Source organism: Thermomonas sp. LB-4 (assembly GCF_036409385.1).
GTDB lineage: Bacteria > Pseudomonadota > Gammaproteobacteria > Xanthomonadales > Xanthomonadaceae > Thermomonas.
Genome location: NZ_JAXOFT010000002.1, coordinates 146356 through 169509 on the forward strand (window position 1 = coordinate 146356; position 23154 = coordinate 169509).

The 23154-nt window shown below is 70.1% G+C and carries 21 protein-coding genes; 13 read left to right on the plus strand and 8 right to left on the minus strand.

The window, feature by feature from the left end:
* The first annotated feature begins 47 nt into the window (after window positions 1–47).
* Window positions 48–623 carry an ECF-type sigma factor gene (locus SPK54_RS02450; protein WP_330946341.1) on the plus strand — a complete coding sequence of 192 codons (576 nt, stop codon included), beginning with the start codon at window positions 48–50 and terminating at the stop codon, window positions 621–623.
* On the opposite strand, the gene SPK54_RS02455 is transcribed toward SPK54_RS02450, so the two are convergent.
* Window positions 574–3024 carry a serine/threonine-protein kinase gene (locus SPK54_RS02455; protein WP_330946342.1) on the minus strand — a complete coding sequence of 817 codons (2451 nt, stop codon included), beginning with the start codon at window positions 3022–3024 and terminating at the stop codon, window positions 574–576. The two genes, SPK54_RS02450 and SPK54_RS02455, sit on opposite strands and share 50 nt — an antisense overlap.
* Window positions 3025–3228: 204 nt before the next feature.
* Between SPK54_RS02455 and SPK54_RS02460 the strand changes: the two genes are divergently transcribed.
* The 3 genes from SPK54_RS02460 (at window position 3229) to SPK54_RS02470 (ending at window position 7355) form a co-directional block, all read left to right on the plus strand.
* Window positions 3229–5265: a hypothetical protein gene (locus tag SPK54_RS02460; protein ID WP_330946343.1), complete on the plus strand. Its 2037-nt coding sequence runs from the start codon at window positions 3229–3231 to the stop codon at window positions 5263–5265.
* Between the two features lie 114 nt (window positions 5266–5379).
* The gene (gltX, locus tag SPK54_RS02465; protein WP_330946344.1) at window positions 5380–6777 is read left to right on the plus strand and encodes a glutamate--tRNA ligase; all 1398 of its coding nucleotides are present in this window, start codon (window positions 5380–5382) and stop codon (window positions 6775–6777) included.
* An 80-nt stretch (window positions 6778–6857) separates the two neighbouring features.
* Window positions 6858–7355 carry a transcriptional repressor gene (locus SPK54_RS02470; protein WP_330946345.1) on the plus strand — a complete coding sequence of 166 codons (498 nt, stop codon included), beginning with the start codon at window positions 6858–6860 and terminating at the stop codon, window positions 7353–7355.
* 39 nt (window positions 7356–7394) lie between these two features.
* Here the strand turns inward: SPK54_RS02470 and SPK54_RS02475 are convergent, their stop codons facing one another.
* Window positions 7395–9602, minus strand: coding sequence for a TonB-dependent receptor (locus tag SPK54_RS02475; RefSeq protein ID WP_330946346.1), 2208 nt, complete (start codon window positions 9600–9602; stop codon window positions 7395–7397).
* A gap of 80 nt (window positions 9603–9682) precedes the next feature.
* Here SPK54_RS02475 and SPK54_RS02480 point away from each other — a divergent pair, with 80 nt between their 5' ends.
* Window positions 9683–10096 carry a MerC domain-containing protein gene (locus SPK54_RS02480; protein WP_330946347.1) on the plus strand — a complete coding sequence of 138 codons (414 nt, stop codon included), beginning with the start codon at window positions 9683–9685 and terminating at the stop codon, window positions 10094–10096.
* 112 nt (window positions 10097–10208) lie between these two features.
* Complete coding sequence (locus tag SPK54_RS02485) at window positions 10209–10379, plus strand: 30S ribosomal protein THX (protein WP_330946348.1); 171 nt, start codon at window positions 10209–10211, stop codon at window positions 10377–10379.
* A 94-nt stretch (window positions 10380–10473) separates the two neighbouring features.
* Here SPK54_RS02485 and SPK54_RS02490 read toward each other — a convergent pair whose 3' ends face one another.
* Together SPK54_RS02490 and hutI are read right to left on the minus strand one after the other, a co-directional pair.
* Entirely contained in the window at window positions 10474–11673 is a 1200-nt protein-coding gene (locus SPK54_RS02490) for a dipeptidase (RefSeq protein WP_330946349.1), read from the minus strand.
* A 13-nt stretch (window positions 11674–11686) separates the two neighbouring features.
* On the minus strand, window positions 11687–12904 hold the full coding sequence (gene hutI / locus SPK54_RS02495; RefSeq protein ID WP_330946350.1) for an imidazolonepropionase: 1218 nt from the start codon (window positions 12902–12904) through the stop codon (window positions 11687–11689).
* 161 nt (window positions 12905–13065) lie between these two features.
* Here hutI and hutG point away from each other — a divergent pair, with 161 nt between their 5' ends.
* On the plus strand, window positions 13066–14016 hold the full coding sequence (gene hutG, locus SPK54_RS02500) for a formimidoylglutamase (RefSeq protein WP_330946351.1): 951 nt from the start codon (window positions 13066–13068) through the stop codon (window positions 14014–14016).
* A gap of 40 nt (window positions 14017–14056) precedes the next feature.
* Here the strand turns inward: hutG and SPK54_RS02505 are convergent, their stop codons facing one another.
* The 3 genes from SPK54_RS02505 to SPK54_RS02515 are packed head-to-tail and all read right to left on the minus strand — an operon-like array spanning window position 14057 to window position 16455.
* A complete protein-coding gene (locus SPK54_RS02505; RefSeq protein ID WP_330946352.1) occupies window positions 14057–14581 on the minus strand; it encodes a methylated-DNA--[protein]-cysteine S-methyltransferase in 525 nt (174 codons plus the stop codon).
* On the minus strand, window positions 14578–15831 hold the full coding sequence (locus SPK54_RS02510) for an ectonucleotide pyrophosphatase/phosphodiesterase (protein ID WP_330946353.1): 1254 nt from the start codon (window positions 15829–15831) through the stop codon (window positions 14578–14580). Before SPK54_RS02510 ends, SPK54_RS02505 begins: the two co-directional genes overlap by 4 nt.
* A gap of 42 nt (window positions 15832–15873) precedes the next feature.
* A complete protein-coding gene (locus tag SPK54_RS02515; RefSeq protein WP_330946354.1) occupies window positions 15874–16455 on the minus strand; it encodes a TetR/AcrR family transcriptional regulator in 582 nt (193 codons plus the stop codon).
* Window positions 16456–16591: 136 nt separating this feature from the next.
* On the opposite strand from SPK54_RS02515, the gene hutU reads away from it, so the two are divergent.
* From hutU to SPK54_RS02535, 4 genes are all read left to right on the plus strand, one after another.
* On the plus strand, window positions 16592–18262 hold the full coding sequence (hutU, locus tag SPK54_RS02520; protein WP_330946355.1) for a urocanate hydratase: 1671 nt from the start codon (window positions 16592–16594) through the stop codon (window positions 18260–18262).
* Between the two features lie 84 nt (window positions 18263–18346).
* On the plus strand, window positions 18347–18565 hold the full coding sequence (locus tag SPK54_RS02525; protein WP_330946356.1) for a polyprenyl synthetase: 219 nt from the start codon (window positions 18347–18349) through the stop codon (window positions 18563–18565).
* Window positions 18562–19443: a hypothetical protein gene (locus SPK54_RS02530; RefSeq protein WP_330946357.1), complete on the plus strand. Its 882-nt coding sequence runs from the start codon at window positions 18562–18564 to the stop codon at window positions 19441–19443. Before SPK54_RS02525 ends, SPK54_RS02530 begins: the two co-directional genes overlap by 4 nt.
* Before the next feature lie 84 nt (window positions 19444–19527).
* The gene (locus SPK54_RS02535) at window positions 19528–20181 is read left to right on the plus strand and encodes a DsbA family oxidoreductase (RefSeq protein ID WP_330946358.1); all 654 of its coding nucleotides are present in this window, start codon (window positions 19528–19530) and stop codon (window positions 20179–20181) included.
* A gap of 15 nt (window positions 20182–20196) precedes the next feature.
* Here the strand turns inward: SPK54_RS02535 and SPK54_RS02540 are convergent, their stop codons facing one another.
* On the minus strand, window positions 20197–21480 hold the full coding sequence (locus SPK54_RS02540) for a hypothetical protein (protein ID WP_330946359.1): 1284 nt from the start codon (window positions 21478–21480) through the stop codon (window positions 20197–20199).
* A 272-nt stretch (window positions 21481–21752) separates the two neighbouring features.
* Between SPK54_RS02540 and SPK54_RS02545 the strand changes: the two genes are divergently transcribed.
* Together SPK54_RS02545 and SPK54_RS02550 are read left to right on the plus strand one after the other, a co-directional pair.
* The gene (locus SPK54_RS02545) at window positions 21753–22106 is read left to right on the plus strand and encodes a metalloregulator ArsR/SmtB family transcription factor (protein ID WP_330946360.1); all 354 of its coding nucleotides are present in this window, start codon (window positions 21753–21755) and stop codon (window positions 22104–22106) included.
* A 42-nt stretch (window positions 22107–22148) separates the two neighbouring features.
* Window positions 22149–23153: an ArsJ-associated glyceraldehyde-3-phosphate dehydrogenase gene (locus tag SPK54_RS02550; protein WP_330946361.1), complete on the plus strand. Its 1005-nt coding sequence runs from the start codon at window positions 22149–22151 to the stop codon at window positions 23151–23153.
* Window position 23154: the final 1 nt, after the last annotated feature.

Here is a 23154-nt window from a genome sequence, read left to right on the forward strand (position 1 = left end):
CGGCGATGGTATGGTGCGGCCTTGCCTCTCGGATCGGTTCGCACGGCATGACCGACAGCCTGGACAGCACCGACGCTTCCGATACCTCCGACGCCTCCGCATGCCGGTTGGCGGCGACCGCGCAGGAGTTGGCGCCGCTGTTGCTCGACGACCTGCGTCGGCGCGCGCGCCGCGAGCGCAGGCGCGTGTCCGCGGGCGAGACCCTGCGCACCACCGCGTTGGTCAACGAGGCCTTCCTGCGCCTGCACCGCGGCGGTGGCTGGGAAGATGAGCGGCATTTCCTGCATGCGGCGGCGCTGGCGATGCGGCAGGCATTGGTGGACCACGCGCGCCGGCGACTGGCGGAGAAGCGTGGCGGCGGGCGCGTCGATTCGCTCGACGACCATCCGGGCGTGGAGCCGTTCTGGACCAGCGACGAGCAACTGGTCGAGCTGGACGAAGCGCTGCGCGAACTGGCCGCGCTCAACCCGCGGCTGGCGCAGATGGTGGAGTGCCGCTTCTTCGGCGGCTATTCCGAGCGCGAAACCGCCCGCATCCTGGACATCACCGACCGCACCGTACGGCGCGACTGGATCAAGGCACGGGCGTGGCTGTACCAACGGCTGGAAGCGCAGCTGGACTGAGGCTGCCGCGGACCTGCGCGCTCTGCGCGGCGATGCGCTGGCCGATGGGGCCGGCCGCGGCGGCGATGGTGTCCACTTCGTCCAGCAGCGCCAGCGCAGCTCGGGTCTCGCCACGCGCCGCATGCACGCGGGCCAGCGCCAGTCGCGGCGAGGCCGTGCCCGGATGGCGCTTGCCCAAGCGCGCGTCGGCGGCGGCAAGCGCCTCGCGTGCGGTGGCTTCCGCGCGCGTCGCATCGCCGGCCTGCAGCTGCGCCTCGGCCACGCCGCTGAGCGCGGCGACGTGGTGCATGCTGCCCACCCCGGCGAAGCGCGCGCCCATGGTGGCGGCTTCGGACAACACCGGCAGCGATTCGGCGGCGCGCCCCGACAGCAACAGCAGCTTGCCGTAGTTGTTGAGCAACGCGGCGGTCGCCGCGGACGGCCCGTACAAGCGGCGGCGCAATGCCAGGGCCTGCCGCAACAACGGCTCGGCCTCGCCCGCGCGACCGCCGGCAAGTTCCATCGCGCCCCAGTTGTTGAGCGTGTTGAGTGCGTCCGGCGTTTCTTCCAGGCCGGTCTTACGCCAGATCGCGGCGGCGGCCCGGAACGCTTCGCGCGCTTCGTCGCCATGGCCCAGGCCGAACAGCGCGACGCCCAGGTTGTTCTGGAACACGCCGGTTTCGTGGTCGTCGGGGCCGTTCAGGGCGATGCGTTCCTCCAATCCCTGTCGCAGCAGTGCCACGGCATCGTCGGCTTTGCCATGCGCCTTCAGCACCTGCGCCTCCAGCAAGCGGCTTTCCACCAGCCGCGAGCGCCAGCGCTTGGGATCGGTCTGCCAGAACGCCTGCGCCTGCGCCAGCAGCGTCGCGGCGCGGTCGAGGTCGCCATTGCGCAGCACGACCTGGGCCAGGTCGTGGCGACTGATGGCCAGCAGGGCGGGATCCAGCCGGCCGGGATCGGCAGCGGCCAGGCGTTGCAACAGCGGTTCCGCCGCGGCGTAGTCGTTGAGCAGGAAATACAGCTCGCCCAGCGTGTGCAGCACCTCGCCCTGCGAGGGGTCGCGCGCGAACCGGTCCACCACGCGCTGCGCGGTGTGGCGCAGCACCTCGCCGGCGGTGGCGTCGGCACCCTGCATTTCGCCGGCATTGCGGAACATCAGGAACACCGCTTGCTGCACCGCCTCCAGCCGCGCCTTTTCACGCAGGGCCTGGTCGCGCTGCAAGGCCGCCTGGTGCGCCTGCCACAGCGATGCGCCCAGCCCGATCGCGAGCGCCGCGATCACCGCCGCCACGCCGGCCACCGCCCAACGCTGCGCATGCAGGAAGCGGCCCAGCCGGTAGCGCGGTTCGCCCGCGCGCGCCTGCACCGGGCGGCCGTCCAGCGCGCGCGCCAGCTCGTCCGCGAAGGCATCCATGCTGCGCTGCCGCTGCGCCGGGTCGCGTCGCAGCGCCACCGCCAGCACGGCATCCAGGTCATGCAGCAGCGCCTTGTCGCCGCGCAGCGCCGCGCATGCGGCGGAGTCGTCGCGCAGGCGCGGCGGCTCTTGTCGCAGGCCGCGCGCCAGCAGCAGTGCGGTGGGCGGGTCGTCCTGTCCGTGCGGCGGGTGCCCACACAGCAGCGCGTGCAACACCGCCGCCATCGCATGGATGTCGGCGGCCACGCCCACTTCGCCCTGTTCGTCCAACTGCTCGGGTGCGGCATAGCCCGGCGACAGCGGCACGCGGGCATGCGCCTCGCCGCCCGCGCCGGACAGGTCGGCCACGCCGAAATCGATCAGCCGCACCCGGCCATCCGCGTCCACCAGCAGGTTGGACGGCTTGATGTCGCGGTGCACGACCAACCGCGCATGGGCATGGGCGACCGCCTCGCAGGCTTGCAGCACCAGCCGGATGCGTTCGCGCGGCGCTGCCCGGCGCTGCCGGCACCAGCGGTCGATCGGCAGCCCGTCCACGTACTCCATCACCATGTAAGGCTGGCCGTCGGGCAACAGGCCGCCGTCGATCATGCGGGCGATGCCGGGATGCTCCAGCATCGCCAGGATGCGGCGCTCGTTGCGGAAGCGCTGCCAGTCGCCCTCGCGCGCGTGGGCGATGCGCTTGAGCGCGGCGCGCTGGCGGTATTCGCCGTCGGCGCGTTCGACTTCATGCACTTCGCCCATGCCGCCGCGACCGAGCGGACGCACCACCCGCCACGCGCCGGCGATGTCGCCCGGGCCCAGCGCCGGCAGCGCGGACGCCGCCTCGGCGGCGCCCTCAAGGAACCCGGTGCTGGCATCCGCGGCGGCCAGCAGGCGCTCCACCTCGCGCCGTGTCGGCTCGTCCGCGCAGTGCACGCGCAGCCATTCGCCACGCTCGCCCGCTGGCAACTCCCACGCGGCGTCGAACAGGGATTCGATCTCGTTCCAATCCGGGGGTGCAGCCATGGCGCTCCTCGCCTGGGGGGCGGGCATATGGCATGCCCATCGGGATATGAGAGGGGACGGTAGAGCAAGCCGGCATGTGGCGCCACCGGCAAGGCTCTGGAAGACATGGCGATGCGGGAACGTCCGCATTCTTCGCCGTTTTGCGAACTAGGCGAACCGGCTCGCATCCCGCGCGGCCATGACCCACAGTCCACGGAGTTCGCCATGTCCTTGCAGAAAAGTCCCTCCCGCCGCCGCAACCCGGCCATTTCCCTGCTGGCCCTTGCGTTGCTGGGTGCCATCGCAATGCCGGCGCTGGCCGCGGACCAGTCCTGCGTGGACAGCAATGGGAACCCGGTGGGGGGCAGCACTGACCAGGGCTCCGAGAACGGAACCTATGCCGACGGCACCACGCCCGCGAACAACACGACCTGCGGTGCCTCCGCCTCGAGCGCGTTCGGTTTCCAGAACAATGCCAGTGCGAGCGGCAGCAATGCGTTCGGCTTCAACAATACGGCCAGGGCTATCGACGCCAGCGCGTTCGGTGTCGGCAATTTGGCCGCCGGGCAGTCCAGCAGCGCGTTCGGTTACGTCAATATGGTCTTCGGTGCCTCAAGCAGCGCCTTCGGCTACCGCAACGTCGCCGTTGGCGTCAGCAGCAGCGCCCTCGGCTACAGGGGTGCGGCCAATGGCGATGGCAGCCTGGCGGTGTCTGCCTGGTACGACGGCGACCTCAACGGCACCGTCGACGCGGGCGAGACCGCACTGGCCGGTGGCATCAGCGCGGTGGCCGTCGGTGCCGGCGTGACCGCGGGCGGCGACTATGCGAGTGCGGTCGGCGTGACCAACAACGCCAGCGGAATTGCCGGTTCGGCGTTCGGGTTCGGCAATGTCGTCGCGGGCGATTTCGCCAGCGCGTTCGGCTATTCCAACAGCGCCTATCAGCCCAGGAGCAGTGCGTTCGGATTTTCCAACGCCGCCAATGCCTATGCGAGCAGCGCCTTCGGCTACGAGAACGTTGCCAACGGGATCGGCAGCAGCGCCTTGGGCGTGAAGGGCAAGGCCGAAGGGCTCGGCAGCCTGGCGGTGTCGGCATGGTATGACGCCAACACCAATGGGACGATCGACGTGGGCGAGACCGCGCACACCAGTGCCGAAAGCGCGGTGGCCGTTGGTGCAGGCGTGGCCGCGTCCGGCGACTACAGCAGCGTGTTCGGCGTCGGCAGCTCCGTTTCCGGCAAGGGAGCCACGGCGCTCGGCTTCGGCAACATCGCCTCGGCCGACTACAGCAGCGTGCTCGGCTACAACGCGCAGGCGCTGAACATCGGCGGCGTCGCCATCGGCTACGAGGCCATTGCCGACCGCGACTTCGCCGTGTCCGTCGGCCAGGCCGGCGGCGAGCACCAGATCATCCACCTGGCGGACGGCACGCAGGACACGGATGCGGTGAACGTCCGGCAGTTGAATGCGGCGATCGCGGGGGCCGGCGGCTTCGCCGATTTCTCGGGTCTTGTGGCGGCTTTCGGCGGCGGCGCGAGCTGGGTGGGCGGGGTATTCACCGCACCGACGTTCAATATTCAGGGCAGCAACTATCACGATGTCGCATCGGCGTTCGCAGCGGTGGACTCGCAGCTGACCGCATTGGCGGGAAGCGTGGGCGGCTCGCAGGGGCCGGCTGGCCCGCAAGGCCCCGCAGGTCCTGCCGGTCCGCAGGGCCCCGCCGGCCCACAAGGCCCGGCAGGGACGACCGGCACGGACATGGCCTATGTGGATGCGGGCGATGTGGCCACGTTGGATGCGGCGCAGCAGTATGCGGACGCGGGCGATGCCGTGGTGCTGACTACTGCGGGCGCCTATGCCGATGCCGGTGACGCGGCCACGCTGACTGCATCGAAGGGATATGCCGATACCAAGGCGGCGTCGACATTGCAGGCGGCGAATGCGTACACCGACCAGAAGTTCGCGGCGTGGAACGATTCCTTCACGCAATTCCAGCAGCAGACGGATCGCCGCTTCGCACAGACCGACCGGCGCATCGACCGCAGTGGCGCCATGCAGACGGCCATGGCGCAGATGACGGCGAGTGCGGCGGGAATCCGCACCGTGAACCGCATGGCGGTGGGCGTGGGGGCGCAGAACGGCAGGACCGCGGTGTCGATCGGCTACCAGCGCGCGATCGGCGACAAGGCGGCGTTCACCGTCGGTGGCGCGTTCAGTGGCGGGGAATCCTCTGCCGGCGTTGGCTACGGCATCGGCTGGTAAGCAACGCGGCTGCGGCAGGAAGGAAACGGCGCGGGGAACCGCGCCGTTTCCGCATGCAGGCGGGTTGGCTGGCCGACGGCGTAAAATGCGCGTTTCCCCGCTTCCGATGTCCCCATGACCGTCCGCACCCGCTTCGCCCCGTCCCCCACCGGCTATCTGCACATCGGCGGCGCGCGCACCGCGCTGTACTGCTGGCTGGAGGCGCGCCGCAAGGGCGGGCAGTTCATCCTGCGCATCGAGGACACCGACCGCGAGCGCAGCACGCAGGCGGCCATCGACGCCATCCTGCAGGCGATGGACTGGCTGGGTCTGGACTACGACGAGGGCCCGATTTACCAGACCCATCGCCTCGACCGATACAAGGAAGTCGCCGAACAGCTGGTCGCCTCCGGTCACGCCTATTACGCCTACGAGTCGAAGGAAGAACTGGAGGCGATGCGCGAGGCGGCGATGGCCGCGGGCGAGAAACCGCGGTACAACGGCGCCTATCGCGACGCCAACGCCGGCTGGCGCGACGACCCCAACCGCGTCATCCGCTTCAGGAACCCCACCGATGGCGTGGTGGCCTGGGAGGACAAGGTCAAGGGCCGCATCGAGATCGCGAATTCCGAACTCGACGATCTGGTCATCTTCCGCAGCGACGGCTACGCCACCTACAACTTCGCGGTGGTGGTGGACGACATCGACATGCGCATCACCGACGTGGTGCGCGGCGACGACCACGTCAACAACACCCCGCGCCAGATCAACATCTACAAGGCCCTTGGCGCGCCGGTGCCGCATTTCGCGCACCTGCCGATGATCCTCGACGAGCACGGTGCCAAGCTGTCCAAGCGCACCGGCGCGGCCGACGTGATGCAGTACCGCGACGCCGGCTACCTGCCGCACGCGTTGCTGAACTATCTCGTTCGCCTGGGCTGGTCGCATGGCGACCAGGAAGTCTTCTCGATCGCGGAGATGCAGGCGCTGTTCGACCTGGCCGACGTGAACGCGAAGGCGTCGCGCCTGGATCCGGCCAAGCTGGGCTGGCTGAACCAGCAGTACCTGAAGTCGGACGCTCCGGAGGCTGTGGCGAAGCACCTGGCCTGGCACCTGGAGCAGGCCGGTTACGACCTGGCGAAAGGCCCCAGGCCCGCCGAGCTCGTCATCGCCCTGCGCGAGCGCGCGCAAACCCTCAAGGAAATCGCGGAGAAGTCGGCGGTGTGGTTCGCGCCGCTCACGACCTACGACGAGGCCGCCGTCGCCAAGCACCTCAAGCCCGAAGCGCGCGGCGCGCTCGAGGAGGCGCGCGCGCGCATCGCCGCGCTGGCCGACTGGACGCCCGAAGCCATCGGCGAGGCGCTCAAGGCCACCGCCGAGGCGCAGGGCATCGGCATGGGCAAGATCGCGCAGCCGATGCGGGTGGCGATCACCGGCACCCAGGTCAGCCCGGACATCGGCTGGACCGTCTACCTGTGCGGGCGGGGGGAAGCGCTGGCGCGGATCGACGCGGCCCTTGCCCGCATCGCCTGAACGGGGGCGGGCGCGCGGCATGCGGGTAGGCAGGCGCGCGGTGGCTTGAGCTCCGGCATTCCAGCCCGCATCATCCGGGCATGGGCCATCCGCATGCGTGTACCGATCCCCACCATCATGTCGACGACGCCGACGCCTTCGTGGCCGCGGTGGAGCGCGCCTGCGGCGAACGCGGGCTGCGCCTGACCCCCCAGCGCGCACGGGTGCTGGCGCTGATCGCGCAGGCCGGGCAGCCGATCAAGGCCTACGACCTGCTGGACCGGTTCCGCGCCGGCGACGACGGCGCCAACGTGGCGCCGCCCACCGTCTACCGCGCGCTGGATTTCCTGCTGGCCAACGGCTTCATCCACAAGCTGGAGTCGATCAACGCCTTCGTGGCCTGCCACCACCCCAATGCCGCCCAGCATTCGGTGCCGTTCCTGATCTGCAACCGCTGCCATTCCGCCACCGAGCTGGAGGATGCCAGCATCGTGGCGACCCTGGACGCGGCGGCGCGTGCGCTGGGTTTCGCACCGCAGGCGCAGACGCTGGAAGTGCACGGCCTGTGCGCGCGCTGCGCGGACGGAGACGCCGGCTGACGTCGCCGCCGGCGCGCAGCCGACGCGCAGGCGCATCCTTCAGAAGAACATCCGCACGCCGAGGGCGATGTTGCGGCCCTGCAGCGGCACCACGTCCTTCAGGAACGAGGTGTGCGGGCGCGCCTCGCGGTCAGTGAGGTTGCTGGCGTCCAGGAACACCTCCCACTCGCGCCCACCGGCCGTATCCACGTGCCAGGCCAGATGGGCATCGACCAGGGTATAGCCGGGCGTGGGGCGCTCGAACGCCGCCACCTTGTCCTGGCGGGCATGGCGCACCGCGCCGACGCTGGCGCGCCAGGCATCGCGTTCCCAGCGCAGGCGGGCGCCGGTGCGGGAGGGGGCGATCCGCGGCAGGTTGCCGCCAGCGGCAACCTGCGCCTGCTCGATGTGGCTGTGATCGCCGTGCGGCACCTCCACCGGCACCGCCACGGTGGTGCCGGCAGGGGCCGCCCGCCGCCCGCGCACCGTGTCCGCGAACACGCCCAGCGACCAGAGGCCGCTGCCGTTGTCGACGATGTCCCAATCCAGCTTGGCCTCGAAGCCGGTCAGGCGGGCGTCGTCCTGGCGCCACAGGCGCAGCGGGGCGCCGTCCACGGCAAGGTCGGTGTTGGCCAGATAGACGAAGTCGTCGTAGCGGGCGTGCCAGCCGGACAGCTGCAGCTCGAACGGGCCATGGTGCAGATGCATGCCCAGTTCGGCGCGGTTGGCGGTTTCGACGCCCAACCCGGTGTCGCCCAGCTCATGGCTGCCGGTGGCGACGTGCAGGCCGGACGAATACAGCTCTTCCGCGGTCGGCGCGCGCTGCGCGCGATCCAGTCCGAGGTTGAAGTGCAGCGCGTCGTTGACGTTCCAGCCCAGCCCCGCGGACAGGCTGGTGGTGCTGAAATCGCGGTCCGGCGCGGCCGATGCGGCGCCGTCCACGTCGACGTGGTTGCGGTCGTGGCGCAGGCCCAGGTCCAGCTGCAGCGGCCCGAACGCGCGCTTGCCGATCCAGAACAGGCCGGTGTCGTCGGATGCCGTGCCGGGGACGAACGCCTCGTCGCCGACGGCGGTGAAGTCGCGCTGGCTGGCCTGCAGGCCGAACGCGCCGTTCCAGCCGGCTAGCGGCCGGTGGACCAGTTCCACCCGCGCCTCGCGGCCGCGGTTGTTGAACACGGTGCCGATCGCATCGCCCTCGAATTCGGTGTGGGTGTAGTCGGTATCGGCGTACTTGACCCGCAGCGAGGCGAACGGACCGAGGTCGTCCAGCCCGCCGCGGAGCTCGGTGCGGCGCTGGTCCATGCCGATCCGGACCGGACCGCCTTCCTCGTGGCCGTGGTCCTCGCCGGGCGCGTCGTCGTCGTGCCCGTGGTCGTCATGGTCGTCCGCGCCAGGCGCGTGCGCGTGGCCACCGGGGATGCCGTAGCGGGTGTTGTAAAGGCTGTAGGCTGCGCCCAGGAAGCCGCGCTCGCCGATCCACGAGAGCCCGAGCGCGGCGCTGTCGGTGCGCACGGCGCTGTTGTCGAGGCGGCCGGCGTCGTCCGGCGACGGGGTTTCGCCGGTTTCGGCGCGGTGCTCGGCGCTCTCGGCGAAACCGGGGATGCGGTAGTCGCCGGCTTCGCGGTGGAGGGCGTCGAAATGGAAGGCGAAACTGCCGCTGCCACCGTCGATGCGGACCATGCCGGTCGTGCCGTCGCTGACGCCGTCGTGGCGGAGTTCGGCGCGCCCGGACAGCGGGGCATCAGGACGGACCACCGGGATCCGGCCATCGACCACGTTGACCGCGCCGCCGATCGCGCCGCTGCCGTAGAGCAACGTGGCCGGCCCCTTGAGCACTTCGATCTGCTCGGCAAGGAAGGGTTCGATGCTCACCGCATGGTCGACGCTGACCGTGGACACGTCGCCGGAGCCCAACCCATCGCTCAACACCTGCACGCGCGCGCCGTCCAGGCCGCGGATGATCGGCCGGCCCACGCCGGGACCGAAGTTGGAGGTCTGCACGCCCGGCAGGCCGGCCACCGTTTCGCCCAGCGTGCCGGCCTTGGCTTCGTCCAGCTTGCTGCCGGCCAGCACTTCCACCGGCGCGGTCAGGTTCTCCGCGGTATCCGCCAGCGGCGTGGCGTGCACTTCCACCGCGGCAAGATCCTTGGGCATGCTGTCATGCCGCGCCTGCTGGGGCGCGTCGGCAGCGTTGGCGGCGGGGGACAGCGCCAATGCCAGTGCAGCGGCAAGTGCGGCGCGGGGCAGGGTGGGAGAGGTGCCGGCCATGGGATTGTGTGAAGATGTGAAGATGGTAAATATGTTATAACATAACAAATGGAGCCTCCCCTGCCGGACGTCATGCCACGATGAACCCACGCCTGCACCTGTTGCTGGACCGGATCGGTGCCACCGGTTCGCTGATCTGCGCCATCCACTGCGCGCTGATCCCGCTGGCGGTGGCACTGCTGCCGTCGCTGGGGGTGGCGCTGTGGCTGGACGACGGCTTCGAGGCGGCGTTCGTGACTTTCGCCAGCCTGTTCGGCCTGGCGGTGCTGGCCTGGAGCTACCGCCGCCATCGCGCGATGCGCGCGCTGGGTCTGCTGCTGCCGGGCCTGGGAGCGCTGTGGCTGGCGGTCCTGTACCCGCCGCTGCATCACTCGGTGGTGATGCACGCGGTGGTGATGACCTTCGGCGGCACCCTGGTGGGGTTGGCCCACCTGGCCAATCTGCGCCTGACCCATGGCCATGTCCACGACGCGACTTGCGCGCATTCGCATTGAGCCGCGGCGAGGGCGCCCCCGGTCGCCGCTCGCGATCCCGGGCGCGTGCTAGAATCCCCGGTTCTCGCGCGCGGCGCGATCCACCGACACGTATCGATCCAGGAGCAACACGATGGGCAAGGGCGACCGCAAGACCGCCAAGGGCAAGCGCTACAACGCCAGCTACGGCAACGCGCGACTGAAGACCGTGACCAAGGCCGCCGGCACCGCCGCTGCGCCGGTCGCGAAGAAGGCTGCTGGCAAGAGCGTGGCGAAGAAGGCGGTCAAGAAGACCGCTGCCTGATCCCGGCGCTGCCGTGGCAACGAAAACCCCGCCTTGGCGGGGTTTTCGCGTTTCAGGGCCGGCGCCCGTTTGGGCGGGCGCCGGGGCCGCAGGATTACTTCCCGGCGCCGGCCTCGATGGCCGCCCAGGCGCGCAGCAGGTTGCCGCCGAGGATCTTGCGGATGTCGGCATCGGAATAGCCGCGCGCCTGCAGGCCGGCCACCAGGTTGGGGAAGTCGGCCACGGTCTTGAGTTCGTTGGCCAGCTCGCCGCCCACGCCGTCGAAATCCGAGCCGATGCCGACGTGGTCGACGCCGAGCAGTTTCACCCCGTAGTCGATCTGGTCCAGCACCTGAGCAAGGGTGCTGCTGCGCACCGGATGCGCTTCTTCCCATGCCTTCTCGAACGCGGCACGATCTTCCTGCGGCTTGCCCTGCGCTTTCAGCTCGGCGTTGCGCTGGTCGAACGCCACCCGCGCGCGGAACTGCGCCTGCAGGTCGGCGGCGCTGTCGGGGTTGATGAACGCGGTGCCGAACGGCACCTGCACCACGCCGCCGCGCGCCGCCACCGCCTTGGCGATCTCGTCGCTGATGTTGCGCTCGAAGCCAGGGGTGAAATGACGGAACGCCGAGTGGCTGGCGATCACCGGCACCTTGCTCAGCCGGATCGCTTCCAGCGCCGAGGCATCGCCCAGGTGCGAGACGTCGACCATGATGCCGAGCCGGTTCATTTCCGCCACCACCTGGCGGCCGAGCGGGCTCAGCCCGTTCCACTTCTTCTCGGCGGCGTAGGAGGAGTCGGCCAGCCGGTTGGCCGCGCTGTGGGCCAGGGTGATGTAGCGCACGCCGCGATCGAAGAAGAACTGCACGTTCTCCAGCTTGTCCCCCAGCGGGGCGCCGTTCTCCATGCCCAGCGGCAGCAGCACGCGGTCGCCTTCCAGCAGGCGCTCGGCGTCCTTCGGCGAGGTCAGGATGGCGAACTTGTCGGGATGCCGCTGCACCAGCGCCTCGACGCCGTCGATCATCGCGTTGGCCGCCTGCCAGGCGCTGCCGTCGGCGTCCTGCCGCGGGGAGGTGTAGATCGACATGAACGCCACGTCCAGCCCGCCCGCGCGCGCCTTCGGATAGTCGAACTCGCGGTCCTGGTGCGCGTCGGCAAGGTCGGCCCATTTGTCGACCAGCACGCCGGGCGCATCGATATGGGTGTCGACGATGATCGCGTCCTGCGCCAGCCTGCGCGCGGCGTCGGTCGCCTGGGCATAGACCACGACAGGGGCGGACAGCAGGCAGGCGGCGGCAAGCAGGGTGAGGCGCATCGGGATCTCCGGGTCAGGAAAGTGGCAGGCCGGCGGCGTAGACGCGCGCGGCCAGTTGACCGCCAAGCCAATAGCACAGTTCGGCGGGATGGGCGACCTCCCAGGCCACCAGGTCGGCGCGCAGTCCCGCGCGCAGGACGCCGCGATCGGCCAGTCCCAGCGCGCGCGCGGCATTGACGGTGGCGCCGCGCAGCGCCTCTTCCGGGGTCAGCCGGAAGTGCGTGCAGGCCAGCTGCATCGCCTGCCGCAGCGACAGCAGCGGCGAGGTGCCCGGATTGCAGTCGGTGGCCACCGCCATCGGCACGCCGTGTTGGCGGAGCAGGGCGATCGGCGGCAGCTTCGTCTCCCGGAGCACGTGGAAGGCGCCGGGCAGCAGTACCGCCACCGTGCCGCGCGCCGCCATCGCGCGCACGCCGTCTTCGCCGGTGTATTCGACATGGTCGGCGGACAGCCCGCCGAACTCCGCCGCCAACGCCGCGCCGCCGAGGTCGCTGAGCTGGTCGGCATGCAGCTTCACCGGCAGGTCCAGCGCGCGCGCGGCCTCGAACACGCGCCGCGTCTGCGCGGGCGAGAAACCGATGCTTTCGCAGAACGCGTCGACCGCGTCCACCAGCCCTTCCGCGTGCAGCTGCGGCAGCCAGTCGACCACCGCATCGATGTAGCCATCCGGGTCGTCGCGGTACTCCGGTGGCAGCGCGTGCGCGGCCAGATAGGTGGTGCGCACGTCGATGCCCAGCAGCTGGCCGATGCGTCGCGCGACGCGCAGCATCTTGCGCTCGTTGTCGAGGTCTAGGCCATAGCCGGACTTGATCTCCAGCGTGGCCACGCCGTCGCGCAGCAGCGCGCGGGCGCGCGGCAGCGACTGTCGCAGCAGCTCGTCCTCGTCGGCCTGCCGGAGCGCCGACACGCTGGAACGGATGCCGCCGCCCGCGCGCGCGATCTCCTCGTAGCTGGCACCGTTCAGGCGCATGTCGAATTCGTTGGCGCGGTTGCCGGCGAACACCAGGTGGGTGTGGCAGTCGACCAGCGCGGGGGTGAGCAGGCGGCCGCCGAGATCTTCGCTGCGGCCGATGCTGGCCTGCCTGGGCAGCGCGTCCATCGATCCCAGCCAGGCGATGCGGCCATCCGCGATCGCCAGCGCGGCGTTTTCCAGCAGTCCGAACGGCGTTTCGCCGTCCAGCGTCGCCAGCGTGGCGTGGGTGAGCAGCAGGTCCCAGCGATGGGCCGGCATGGCGACGACTCCGTGATGCGCGTGCGGCCGGGGATTATCGCAAACGCGTCGACGCATCGGCGGCGGTGGATTCCGGCGTCGCGCCGCCGCGTTTCCTAGAATGGGGCATCGAATCCTCAGGAGTCCGCCATGCACCCCGTCACCGCCTGCGAGTTGCCGGCATGAACGCCATCGAAGGCTGGAGCGGCCGCATCGACCTGCCCGAGGACGCGGCAAACCGCCGCTGGCACCAGTGGGTGCGCGCGCCGCGGCCTGGAAGTGCGCCCGGGGTGGCGCTGCTGGGGTTCGCCTGCGACGAGGGCGTGCGCCGCAATCAGGGCCGGGTGGGCGCGGCGGAAGGCCCGGCGGCCCTGCGCCGCATGCTGTCCAACCTGCCGGTGCTGGACGAGGTGCCGCTGTACGATGCCGGCACCGTGGCCTGCGGGGATGGCGATCTGGAAGCCGCACAGGCGCGCTACGCCGAAGCGATGGCGGCGCTGCTGGACGCCGGCCACCTGGCGGTGGGATTGGGCGGCGGCCACGAGATCGCATTCGCCAGCTACCTTGGCCTGGCAGGGCATCTGCGCGCGCGCCGGCCACGCGTGGCCATCGTCAACATCGACGCCCATTTCGACCTGCGCCGGCAGGAGCAGGGCAGCTCCGGCACGCCGTTCCTGCAGGCGATCGAGCATGCGCGCGCGCTGGGCCTGCCGCTGGACTACCTGGCCTACGGCATCAGCGCCGCCGCCAACACCCGCGTGCTGTTCGATACCGCCGACGCGCTGGGCGTGCACTACGTGCGCGACGACGAGCTCGGCCTGCTCGAGCTGCCGCAGCGATTGGCGGAACTGGAAGACAGGTTGGCCGACGCGGATGCGATCTACCTGACCATCGACATCGACGGCCTGCCGCACGCGATGGCGCCCGGCGTCAGCGCGCCTGCCGCGCGTGGGGTGCCGATGGAGGTCGTGGAGCCGCTGCTGGACGCCGTGGCCGCGACCGGCAAGCTGAAGCTGATGGACGTGGCCGAACTGTCGCCGCCGCTGGATCGCGACAACGTCACCGCACGTGTCGGCGCGCGCCTGATCCACCGGGTGGCGCATGCCGCGATGAAGGTCGCGCGCGCGCAATGACGCGCGGCTGGCGGCGCTGGTTGCCGCCGCGCAGGCGGTTCTAGAGGAGGCTGCCGGTGGCCGCGGCGTGGCCGAACAGGTCGGCGGCCGGCGGCAGCGCGCCTTCCAGCCGCAGCAGTGCTTCCTTGACCGGCAGGCCGCCGCCGAAGCCAGTCAGCGCGCCGTCGGCGCCGATCACGCGGTGGCAGGGCAGCACGATCGGCAGCGGGTTGCGGCCGTTGGCTGCGCCCACCGCGCGGGTGCCGTTGGGGTTGTCCAGCCGCTGCGCCAGCTGCGCGTAGCTGATGGTGTCGCCGAACGGGATTCGCGCCAGTTCCCACCAGACGCGCAGCTGGAAGTCGGTGCCTTGCGGCGCCAGCGGCAGATCGAAGCGCTGGCGCTTGCCGGCGAAATACTCGCCAAGCTGCGCCTCGGCGGCCTGCAGCACTTCGTTGTCGCCGCCGTGCCAGTCGGCCCGGTTGGCGGGATGGCGGTTGTGGCGGAACTCGATGTGGCGCAGGCCGCTGGCATCCGCCGCCAGCATCAGCGGCCCGACCGGGCTGTCGATCCGGCGGCAAAGGATCACCGCGCTGGCTCCAGCGCCGGCAGCAGCGGGGAGATGTCGCCGTCGTTGTCCTCCGCCGGCAGCGCCAGCAGGCGCATCAGCAGCGGATAGACGTCGACGTTGTCGAACACCGGCAATCGCGTGCCGGACCGGAACGCCGGCCCGGCGGCGATGAAGGTCGCGCGCATCGACGGCAGTTCCGGATCGTAGCCGTGCGAGCCCCGCGCGTGTTCCAGCTGCTGGCGCGCTGCGTGTGCCTCCGCGAACAGGGCGTCCCAGCCCGGTGCCATCTGACAAAGGATGGGCGGGATGCGCGGATGGTGGCCATAATGCCAGCGCGCGGGCAGTTCGCCCTTGCGCCAGCACCGGTACTGCGCGTGTTGCCCCAACAGCACGCGCTCGGCGTCGGCGGTCTTGCCGGCGCGCGGCATGAAGCCGATCACCTGGCCCACGCTGACCGCCTGCGCGAGCTCGCGCGGGGCCATGTCGTCGACCGCGATGCTGTGGTCCGGCGGGACCGCTTCGAACCCGTGGTCGGAGACGATGACCAGGTTGGTGGTTTGGAGCTGCCGCGCATCGCGCAGGCCATCCAGCAGCTGCCCCAGCGCTGCATCCACGTCGGCGCGCGCCGCACGGGCCTGGGCGGAACCGGGGCCGTGATCGTGGCTGACGTGGTCGACCACGTCGAAGTACAGGGTGACGAAGCGTGGCCGCTCGGCAGCAGGCAGGCGCAGCCATTCCAGCACCTGGGCCACCCGATCGGCATTGCCGATCGCGCCGTCGTAGGCACGCCAGCGCCACGGCCGCACCCCATCGATCTCGGCCTCGCTGCCGGGCCAGAACATGGTGGCCGCGCGCAGGCCGGCGCGCTGTACGCTGGTCCATACCGGCGCGCCTCCCTGCCACCAGTCGCCGTTGCCCACCGCACCGCGGTTGCTCAGGCGGAACTCGCCGAGTCGGGCGTCTTCCATGCTGTTGTGGATGATGCCGTGGTGGTCCGGCCGCCGCCCGGTGACCAGCGTGTAGTGGTTGGGAAAGGTGAGGCTGGGATAGGAAGGGCGCATGCCTTCCGCGCGCACGTTGGCGTTGCCCAGCGCATCGAGCACGGGCATCTGGGCGGGAGTGACGTCGGCAGGCCGCAGGCCGTCCACGGACACCAGCAGCAGGGTGGCCGGTTGCGCTGCGGCCGCGGCTGTCGAAGGGGATCGGGTCGCGCAGGCGGAGGCCAGCAGGGCGAAGGCCAGCAGCCCGGTTCGGAGGAGGATTTGCATCCTCCGGATGATAGCGAAGCCGGATGGCGGTTGATCGCGCGGTCAGGCGCGCAGTCCGTCCAGCAGATGGTGCAGGGAAGTAGTGAAGAAGGCGCGGAAACCGGCTTCATCGAAGCTGAAACGCCCGGCGCGCTGCAACGCGATCAAGCCGTGCGCGTGCGCCCATACCGTCATCGTCAGCCCCCACGCATCGCCCGCGCGCAGCTGGCCGCTGGCCTGCGCCTCCAGCACCGCTTCGTGCATCACGTTGGCAGTGGGCGATTGCGCGGCGATGAAGTCTTCGGGGAACCGCCGCGCATTGCGGCGGCGGGCGAGGAAGGCGTGGTCGAACAGGTGCGGATAGGCCAGCGCGTAGTCGAGATAGATCTGCTGGGTCGCCAGCAGCCGCGCGATCGGATCCCGGGCCTGGCGGTGCGCGTTCCAGTGGCGGGCGATCTCGTCGAAGCTGTCGTCGCTGATTTTCTCCAGCAGCGCCTCACGGTTGGGGAAGTGGCGATAGATCGCCGTCGCAGTGATGCCCACCGCTTCCGCTACCCTGCGCATGCTCACACTGCCGGCGCCTTCGCGTTCGAACAGTGCGCGGGCGGCATTGAGGATGCGCATCGCGGTATCGGGCCGAGCCATGTTTACAGCGTAAACAAAGCGCTGCAAATCATGCAAACCATGGCGGAAACAGGGCGAATCCTGTCCTGATGCGCTGGCGGGGCGGGGCCGGCCGGCGCAGACTTTTGGTCATTCCCGTTTCGCCGTTGGAGCGCCCATGACCGCCAGCAACCGCTTTGACCCGTCCCGTTCGATCCGCGCACCCCGCGGCAACCAGCTCAACTGCAGGAGCTGGCTGACCGAAGCGCCGTTCCGGATGCTGCAGAACAACCTGGATGCGGAAGTGGCGGAGGATCCGGCCTCGCTGGTGGTGTACGGCGGCATCGGCCGCGCCGCGCGCGACTGGGACTGCTACGACAGGATCCTGGAAACCCTGAAGACGCTGGGCGACGACGAAACCCTGCTGGTGCAGTCGGGCAAGCCGGTCGGCGTGTTCCCGACCCATGCCGGCGCGCCGCGCGTGCTGATCGCCAACTCCAACCTGGTGCCGCATTGGGCCAACTGGGAGCACTTCAACGAACTCGACAAGAAGGGTTTGATGATGTACGGCCAGATGACCGCCGGCAGCTGGATCTACATCGGCAGCCAGGGCATCGTGCAAGGCACGTACGAGACCTTCGTGGAGATGGGCCGCCAGCACTACGGCGGCAACCTCACGGGCAAGTGGCTGTTGACCGCCGGTCTGGGCGGCATGGGTGGCGCGCAGCCGCTGGCCGCATCGCTGGCCGGGATGAGCAGCCTCACCATCGAATGCCGCCAGAGCAGCATCGACTTCCGCCTGAAGACCCGCTACGTCGATGAGCAGGCCACCGACCTCGACGACGCGCTGGCGCGCATCACGAAGTACACGCAGGCGGGCGAAGCCAAGTCCATCGCGCTGTTGGGCAATGCCGCCGAGATCCTGCCGGAGCTGGTGCGCCGCGGCGTGCGCCCGGACTGCGTCACCGACCAGACCAGCGCGCACGACCCGGTGCACGGTTACCTGCCGATCGGCTGGACGGTGGAGCAGTGGCTGGCGGAGCAGCAGGCGAACCCGGAACAGGTGCGCGACGCGGCCAAGCAGTCGATGCGCGTCCACGTGGAGGCGATGCTGGCCTTCCACGCACAGGGCATCCCTACCGTGGACTACGGCAACAACATCCGCCAGATGGCGTTCGACGTCGGCTGCGAGCACGCGTTCGCCTTCCCCGGCTTCGTGCCCGCCTATGTGCGCCCGCTGTTCTGCCGCGGTATCGGCCCGTTCCGTTGGGTGGCGCTTTCGGGCGATCCGGAAGACATCTACAGGACCGACGCCAAGGTGAAGGAGCTGATCCCCGACGACGCCCACCTGCACCGCTGGCTGGACATGGCGCGCGAGCGGATCAGCTTCCAGGGCCTGCCGGCGCGCATCTGCTGGGTGGGCCTGGGCCTGCGCCACAAGCTGGGCCTCGCGTTCAACGAGATGGTGCGCAATGGCGAGCTGAAGGCGCCGGTAGTGATCGGCCGCGACCATCTGGACAGCGGCAGCGTGGCTTCGCCGAACCGCGAAACCGAATCGATGCGCGATGGCAGCGATGCCGTTTCCGACTGGCCGCTGCTCAACGCCATGCTCAACGTCGCTGGCGGCGCGACGTGGGTGAGCCTGCACCACGGCGGCGGCGTCGGCATGGGCTATTCCCAGCACAGCGGCGTGGTGATCGTCTGCGATGGCTCGGCGGAAGCGGACAGGCGCATCGCCCGCGTGCTGTGGAACGACCCCGGCACCGGCGTCATGCGCCATGCGGATGCGGGCTACGAGATCGCCAGGGACTGCGCGCGGGAGCAAGGCCTGAAGCTGCCGATGCTGTGAGCCCCGCTGCGGGAAACTCCGGGCCCGCGCCGGTGTCCCCGCGCAGGGCGCACAATGCGTGGTTTGCAGACCCTCGGATGTGCCATGGACGTTGAAACCCTGATCAAGGCCGCCCTGCGCGAGGCCGGCTATGGCCCCGACGCCATCGGTTCGGCCCTGCCGCGCATCATGCGCATCCTGCAGGCGGAGGACGTGCGCGTGGAGATGGGGCGCCCGCTGTCGCGCAAGGAGCGCGAGTACGTGCGCCTGCAGCTGGAGCTTGGCCTGAATGTTTCGGAAGTGCTGGCTGGCCTGAGGGCATGACCCGCGTCGCCATCCTCACTCCCGACCCCGCGGAAGTCGCCTATCCCGACCTGTGGCCGAAGGTGCTGGCGCGCCTCCAGCGCGCGCTGGACGGCGCCGGCATCGACGCCATGCCGACGCCGTGGACGGCGCATGTGGACGATGTTTCCGCATTGCGCGGCTACGCTTGCGTACTGCCGCTGCTGGCGTGGGGCTACCACCACGACGCCGCGCGCTGGCAGCGGGCCTGCGCAACCTGGCAGCGCGAAGGCCTGCCGCTGGCCAACCCGGCCAGGGTGCTGGCGTGGAATACCGACAAGCGCTACCTGCGCGAGCTGGCGGCGCAAGGCGTGGCGATCCCGCCCACCGCGTTCGTGGACGCGCTGTCGCAGGCGGCGGTGGAGCAGGCGTTCGCCGACAGCGGCGCGGACGAGCTGATCGCCAAGCCGGCGATCTCAGGCGGCGCGTGGAAGACGCGGCGGCTGCGGCGTGGAGACGTCATCGACGCGATGGAGCCGATGCCGATGCTGCTGCAGCCCTATCTGCCGACCATCGGGACGCAGGGCGAAACCTCGCTGCTGTATTTCGATGGCCGTCTCAGCCACGTGGTGAACAAGCGGCCGCTGGCCGGCGAGTTCCGCATCCAGGAGGAGTTCGGCGGGCAGTACGCGCTGGTGGCTGCGCCACCGGCCGGCGCGCTGGCGTTGGCGGAACAGGTTCTGCGGGCGGTTGGCGAGCCACTGCTGTACGCGCGCATCGACATGCTGCCGGATGCCGATGGCCGCTGGCTGCTGATGGAGGCGGAGCTGATCGAGCCCGATTTCTACCTCGCTGTGGACCCTGCGCAGGGCGCAGGCTTCGCGCAGACGCTGCGGCGGTGGGTAGGCGCCGGCGGTTGAGTCGCGACGCTGCGTTGCAGCGCAGCGGATGAAGCGATGGTGTCGGCGTGGCACTCTGCACGTCTTCCGTCCAGAGGTTTCGACATGACCAAGCTGCGCATCGATTTCGTGTCCGACGTGGTCTGCCCGTGGTGCGCGGTGGGCCTGGCCTCGCTGGAGCAGGCGCTGCGCCAGCTGCAGGGCGAGGTGGAGGCGGAGATCCATTTCCATCCGTTCGAGCTGGACCCGAACATGCCGGCCGGCGGCATGGACGTGGCCGAGAACCTGAAGCGCAAGTACGGCATGAGCGACGCGCAGCTGGCCGAGAACCAGGCGCGTATCCGCGATCGCGGCGCGGAGCTGGGCTTCAGCTTCGACTTCAATGCCCGCAGCCGCACCTGGAACACCTTCGATGCCCACCGCCTGCTGCACTGGGCGGCCGCGGAAGCGCCGGAGCGTCAGCTGCCGCTCAAGCGCGCGCTGCTGGTGGCCAACTTCAGCGAAGGCCGCGACATCAGCGACCGCGCGGTGCTCGCCGAAGTGGCCGCCGGCGTCGGCCTTGATCCGGAGCGCGCAGGCGCGGTGCTGGCGGACGGCGAGTTCGCCGATGCCGTGCGCGATGCGGAGAAGTTCTTCCAGGGCCTGGGCATCAGCAGCGTGCCGGCGGTGATCGTGGAGCGGAAGCACCTGATTTCCGGCGGACAGCCGCCGGAGGTGTTCGAACGCGCGCTGCGGGAGATCGCCGCCGGGGAGGGCTGAGCGCGTCGCCGCCGGTCAGCCGCTTGCAGCGGCGCACGCCGCCAGAGGCAGCAGCGCCTCCAGCGCCTTGGGGCCCGCGGCGGGGATCTGGTAGACCGGGGCAAACCCGCCGCCGGGGGTGCGGAAGTTGGTGGTCTGCCCCTGGTACAGCCTGGCCGCGGTCCACTGCACCTGCCCCCGGTAGACGTATTCGCGCAGGTCGAACTTCAGCGCCTGCGCGGCATCGCGCTCCGACAGCATGCGCTCGCCGGGCGCGACCAGCGCCTGCGCGATGTAGCCCCCACCGGTGATTTCCTGCCAGACGCGCCGGGTCAGCTTGTCGCCGCGGTAGGCGGCGCGGCTGCCGAACCCCGCGAACGGTTTGAAGAACAGCTGCCTGCGCTCGCCCCACAGGCGGTCTGCGTTGCCCGCCGCCACCACCTCGGTACGCGGGATGTGGGCCAGCAGCACGGCCTGCGTGGCCTCGGGGACGCCGAGACGGCGCAGCTGGTCGGGATCGGAAAGCAGGGCGAGGTTGCGCTTGTCCGCATACAGCGCATGCGCGCGGGGATGCGGCGTCACCACCGCAGCGTCGGACAGGTACGCCTCGCGCAGGACTGCGCTGGCCTCGCCCTCGAAGTAGAAATCGGTCAGCCTGTTGTAGACCAGATCGAGCGCCTGCGTGCCGCAATACAGCACGCCGTCGCGAAGCTGCAGGTCCTCCGGTGCGGCAATCAATGCGCGCAGCCCGTTGGCCTCGAACAACTGCCTGAACAGCAGGAACTCCGGGTACAGGTATTGCGCTTCAGGGTTCTCGTCCACGATGGCGATGGTGCGCAGCGGCCCGGGTCTTCCGCTCAGCGCCCATTCGTTGCGGAACATGGCCACGATGCCGGCCTCGAAGGCGTGCACCGTGGCCGCCGCCGGCAGCAGGCCTTCCACCGGCGCACAGCACGCGCGCTGGGCGCGGGCAAGCAGGGCGTTGAGCATGCCGCCGCCGGCATTGGTGTTGATTTCGATGAGGCCCATGCCGGTGCTGCCGACATGGAAGTCGTAGCCGAAGAACACGCCGCTTGCGCCCGGCTGGTGGCGCGCGATGGCAGGCGCGCGCGCCAGCACTTCGGCCTGGTAGGCGGGCAGCGCCACCACCGATTCGATGGCATCGACCAGCGCGGAGATCCGGGCCGCCTGTTGCGCAGCAACGAACACCGGGTGCGCCGCAAACGCGTAGGGGCAACGCTCCTGCAGCAGCGCCAGAAATCCGGGTTGGGGGCTGGCCGCTTCGATCGCCCCGCGCAGCGCGTTTGCGTCCAGTCCCACGCAGAAGCAGGCGGCGTTCAGGCGCTCGCTGGTGGGGGTCGCGATCGCATCGCCCGCCCACTTGCCGCAGTCGCTGCCCGTCGTTTCGGATGCGGGGGTTGGGCTGCGTCCGGAGGTGGCCGCATCGGCCGGGAGGCGTGTGGAGGCTGCGGCGCGGCGCGATCCCGGCCGGCCTGGCGCGGCGATGCCCGTGGCTGGCGGTGCAGTGTCGGGTTGTCGCATTTCTGTCATGGCGGATTGCTAGGATTCGTTTATTCCAATATTCTAGAAAAATGGAAATAAAAGATGCAACCCTTGCTCTGGCGGCACTGGGGCAGGCCACCCGGCTGTCGGTGTTCCGGCTGCTGGTCGAGGCGGGGCCGGAAGGCCGCAAGGCGGGCGATATCGCCGAGGCGCTGTCGCTGCCGGGGGCCACGCTGTCGTTCCACCTGAAGGAACTGAGCGCCGCCGGGCTGATCCGCGGCGAACCGCTGGGCCGCTTCATCCGCTACAGCGCCGACTTCCAGCGGATGGCCGAGCTCATCGCCTTCCTCACCCGCAACTGCTGCGGCGGCCAGTCCCTTGCCGTGTGCAAGCCCACGGCCGGGAAGCGGGTGCGGAAGGCGGCGGGTAAGGCGGCCACCTAGCGTTCGCACCTCCATTGCCCCTTCCATCAACGGAATCCTTCCATGAGCATCCGCGTCGGCATCAACGGTTTCGGCCGCATGGGCCGCCTCACCCTGCGTGCGGCCTGGGGCAACCCCGGCCTGCATTTCGTGCAGATCAACGACCCGGCTGGCGATGCGGCGACGCTGGCGCACCTGCTGAACTTCGATTCCGTGCACGGGCGCTGGGACCGCGAAGCGACCGCCGATGGGGATGCGCTGCTTGTCGATGGCGCGCGCATTCCGGTCAGCCGCAACAAGGATATCGCCGCCACCGACTGGTCGGGTTGCGACGTGGTGATCGAAGCCTCGGGCAAATTCCGCAAGCCGGACGTGTTGCAGCCGTACCTCGACCAGGGCGTGCAGCGGGTGGTCGTGACCGCGCCGGTCAAGGCTGCCGGCGCCCTGGACGTGGTCATGGGCGTGAACCACGAGCGCTTCGATCCCGCGCGGCACCGCATCGTGTCCGCGGCCTCGTGCACCACCAACTGCCTGGCGCCGGTGGTCAAGGTGATCCACGAGGGGTTGGGGATCCGCCATGGCAGCCTGACCACCATCCACAGCCTGACCAACACGCAGGTGATCGTCGATGCGCCGCACAAAGACCTGCGCCGCGCGCGCGCCTGCGGCAGCAGCCTGATCCCGACCTCGACCGGCTCGGCCACCGCGATCGCCGAGATCTTCCCGGAGTTGCGCGGGCGCCTGGACGGCCACGCGGTGCGCGTCCCGCTGACCAATGCCTCGCTGACCGACTGCGTGTTCGAGGTGGAGCGCGCGACCACGGTGGAGGAGGTCAACCGGCTGTTGCAGGTTGCGGCCGAAGGCGCGCTCAAGGGCGTGCTGGGCTATGAAACCCGCCCGCTGGTGTCGATCGATTTCCAGACCGATCCACGCTCCAGCATCATCGATGCGCTGTCCACCATGGTGGTCAACGGCACCCAGGTGAAGCTCTACGCCTGGTACGACAACGAGTGGGGCTATGTGAACCGCACCGCCGAGCTGGTGCGGCTGGTTGGCAGGGCGGGCTGAG

Coding starts and splice junctions, on each gene's coding strand:
- SPK54_RS02450 (WP_330946341.1), top strand. CDS start 48: ATGACCGACAGCCTGGACAGCACCGACGCTTCCGATACCTCCGACGCC.
- SPK54_RS02455 (WP_330946342.1), bottom strand. CDS start 3,024: ATGGCTGCACCCCCGGATTGGAACGAGATCGAATCCCTGTTCGACGCC.
- SPK54_RS02460 (WP_330946343.1), top strand. CDS start 3,229: ATGTCCTTGCAGAAAAGTCCCTCCCGCCGCCGCAACCCGGCCATTTCC.
- gltX (WP_330946344.1), top strand. CDS start 5,380: ATGACCGTCCGCACCCGCTTCGCCCCGTCCCCCACCGGCTATCTGCAC.
- SPK54_RS02470 (WP_330946345.1), top strand. CDS start 6,858: ATGGGCCATCCGCATGCGTGTACCGATCCCCACCATCATGTCGACGAC.
- SPK54_RS02475 (WP_330946346.1), bottom strand. CDS start 9,602: ATGGCCGGCACCTCTCCCACCCTGCCCCGCGCCGCACTTGCCGCTGCA.
- SPK54_RS02480 (WP_330946347.1), top strand. CDS start 9,683: ATGAACCCACGCCTGCACCTGTTGCTGGACCGGATCGGTGCCACCGGT.
- SPK54_RS02485 (WP_330946348.1), top strand. CDS start 10,209: ATGGGCAAGGGCGACCGCAAGACCGCCAAGGGCAAGCGCTACAACGCC.
- SPK54_RS02490 (WP_330946349.1), bottom strand. CDS start 11,673: ATGCGCCTCACCCTGCTTGCCGCCGCCTGCCTGCTGTCCGCCCCTGTC.
- hutI (WP_330946350.1), bottom strand. CDS start 12,904: ATGCCGGCCCATCGCTGGGACCTGCTGCTCACCCACGCCACGCTGGCG.
- hutG (WP_330946351.1), top strand. CDS start 13,066: ATGAACGCCATCGAAGGCTGGAGCGGCCGCATCGACCTGCCCGAGGAC.
- SPK54_RS02510 (WP_330946353.1), bottom strand. CDS start 15,831: ATGCAAATCCTCCTCCGAACCGGGCTGCTGGCCTTCGCCCTGCTGGCC.
- SPK54_RS02515 (WP_330946354.1), bottom strand. CDS start 16,455: ATGGCTCGGCCCGATACCGCGATGCGCATCCTCAATGCCGCCCGCGCA.
- hutU (WP_330946355.1), top strand. CDS start 16,592: ATGACCGCCAGCAACCGCTTTGACCCGTCCCGTTCGATCCGCGCACCC.
- SPK54_RS02525 (WP_330946356.1), top strand. CDS start 18,347: ATGGACGTTGAAACCCTGATCAAGGCCGCCCTGCGCGAGGCCGGCTAT.
- SPK54_RS02530 (WP_330946357.1), top strand. CDS start 18,562: ATGACCCGCGTCGCCATCCTCACTCCCGACCCCGCGGAAGTCGCCTAT.
- SPK54_RS02535 (WP_330946358.1), top strand. CDS start 19,528: ATGACCAAGCTGCGCATCGATTTCGTGTCCGACGTGGTCTGCCCGTGG.
- SPK54_RS02545 (WP_330946360.1), top strand. CDS start 21,753: ATGGAAATAAAAGATGCAACCCTTGCTCTGGCGGCACTGGGGCAGGCC.
- SPK54_RS02550 (WP_330946361.1), top strand. CDS start 22,149: ATGAGCATCCGCGTCGGCATCAACGGTTTCGGCCGCATGGGCCGCCTC.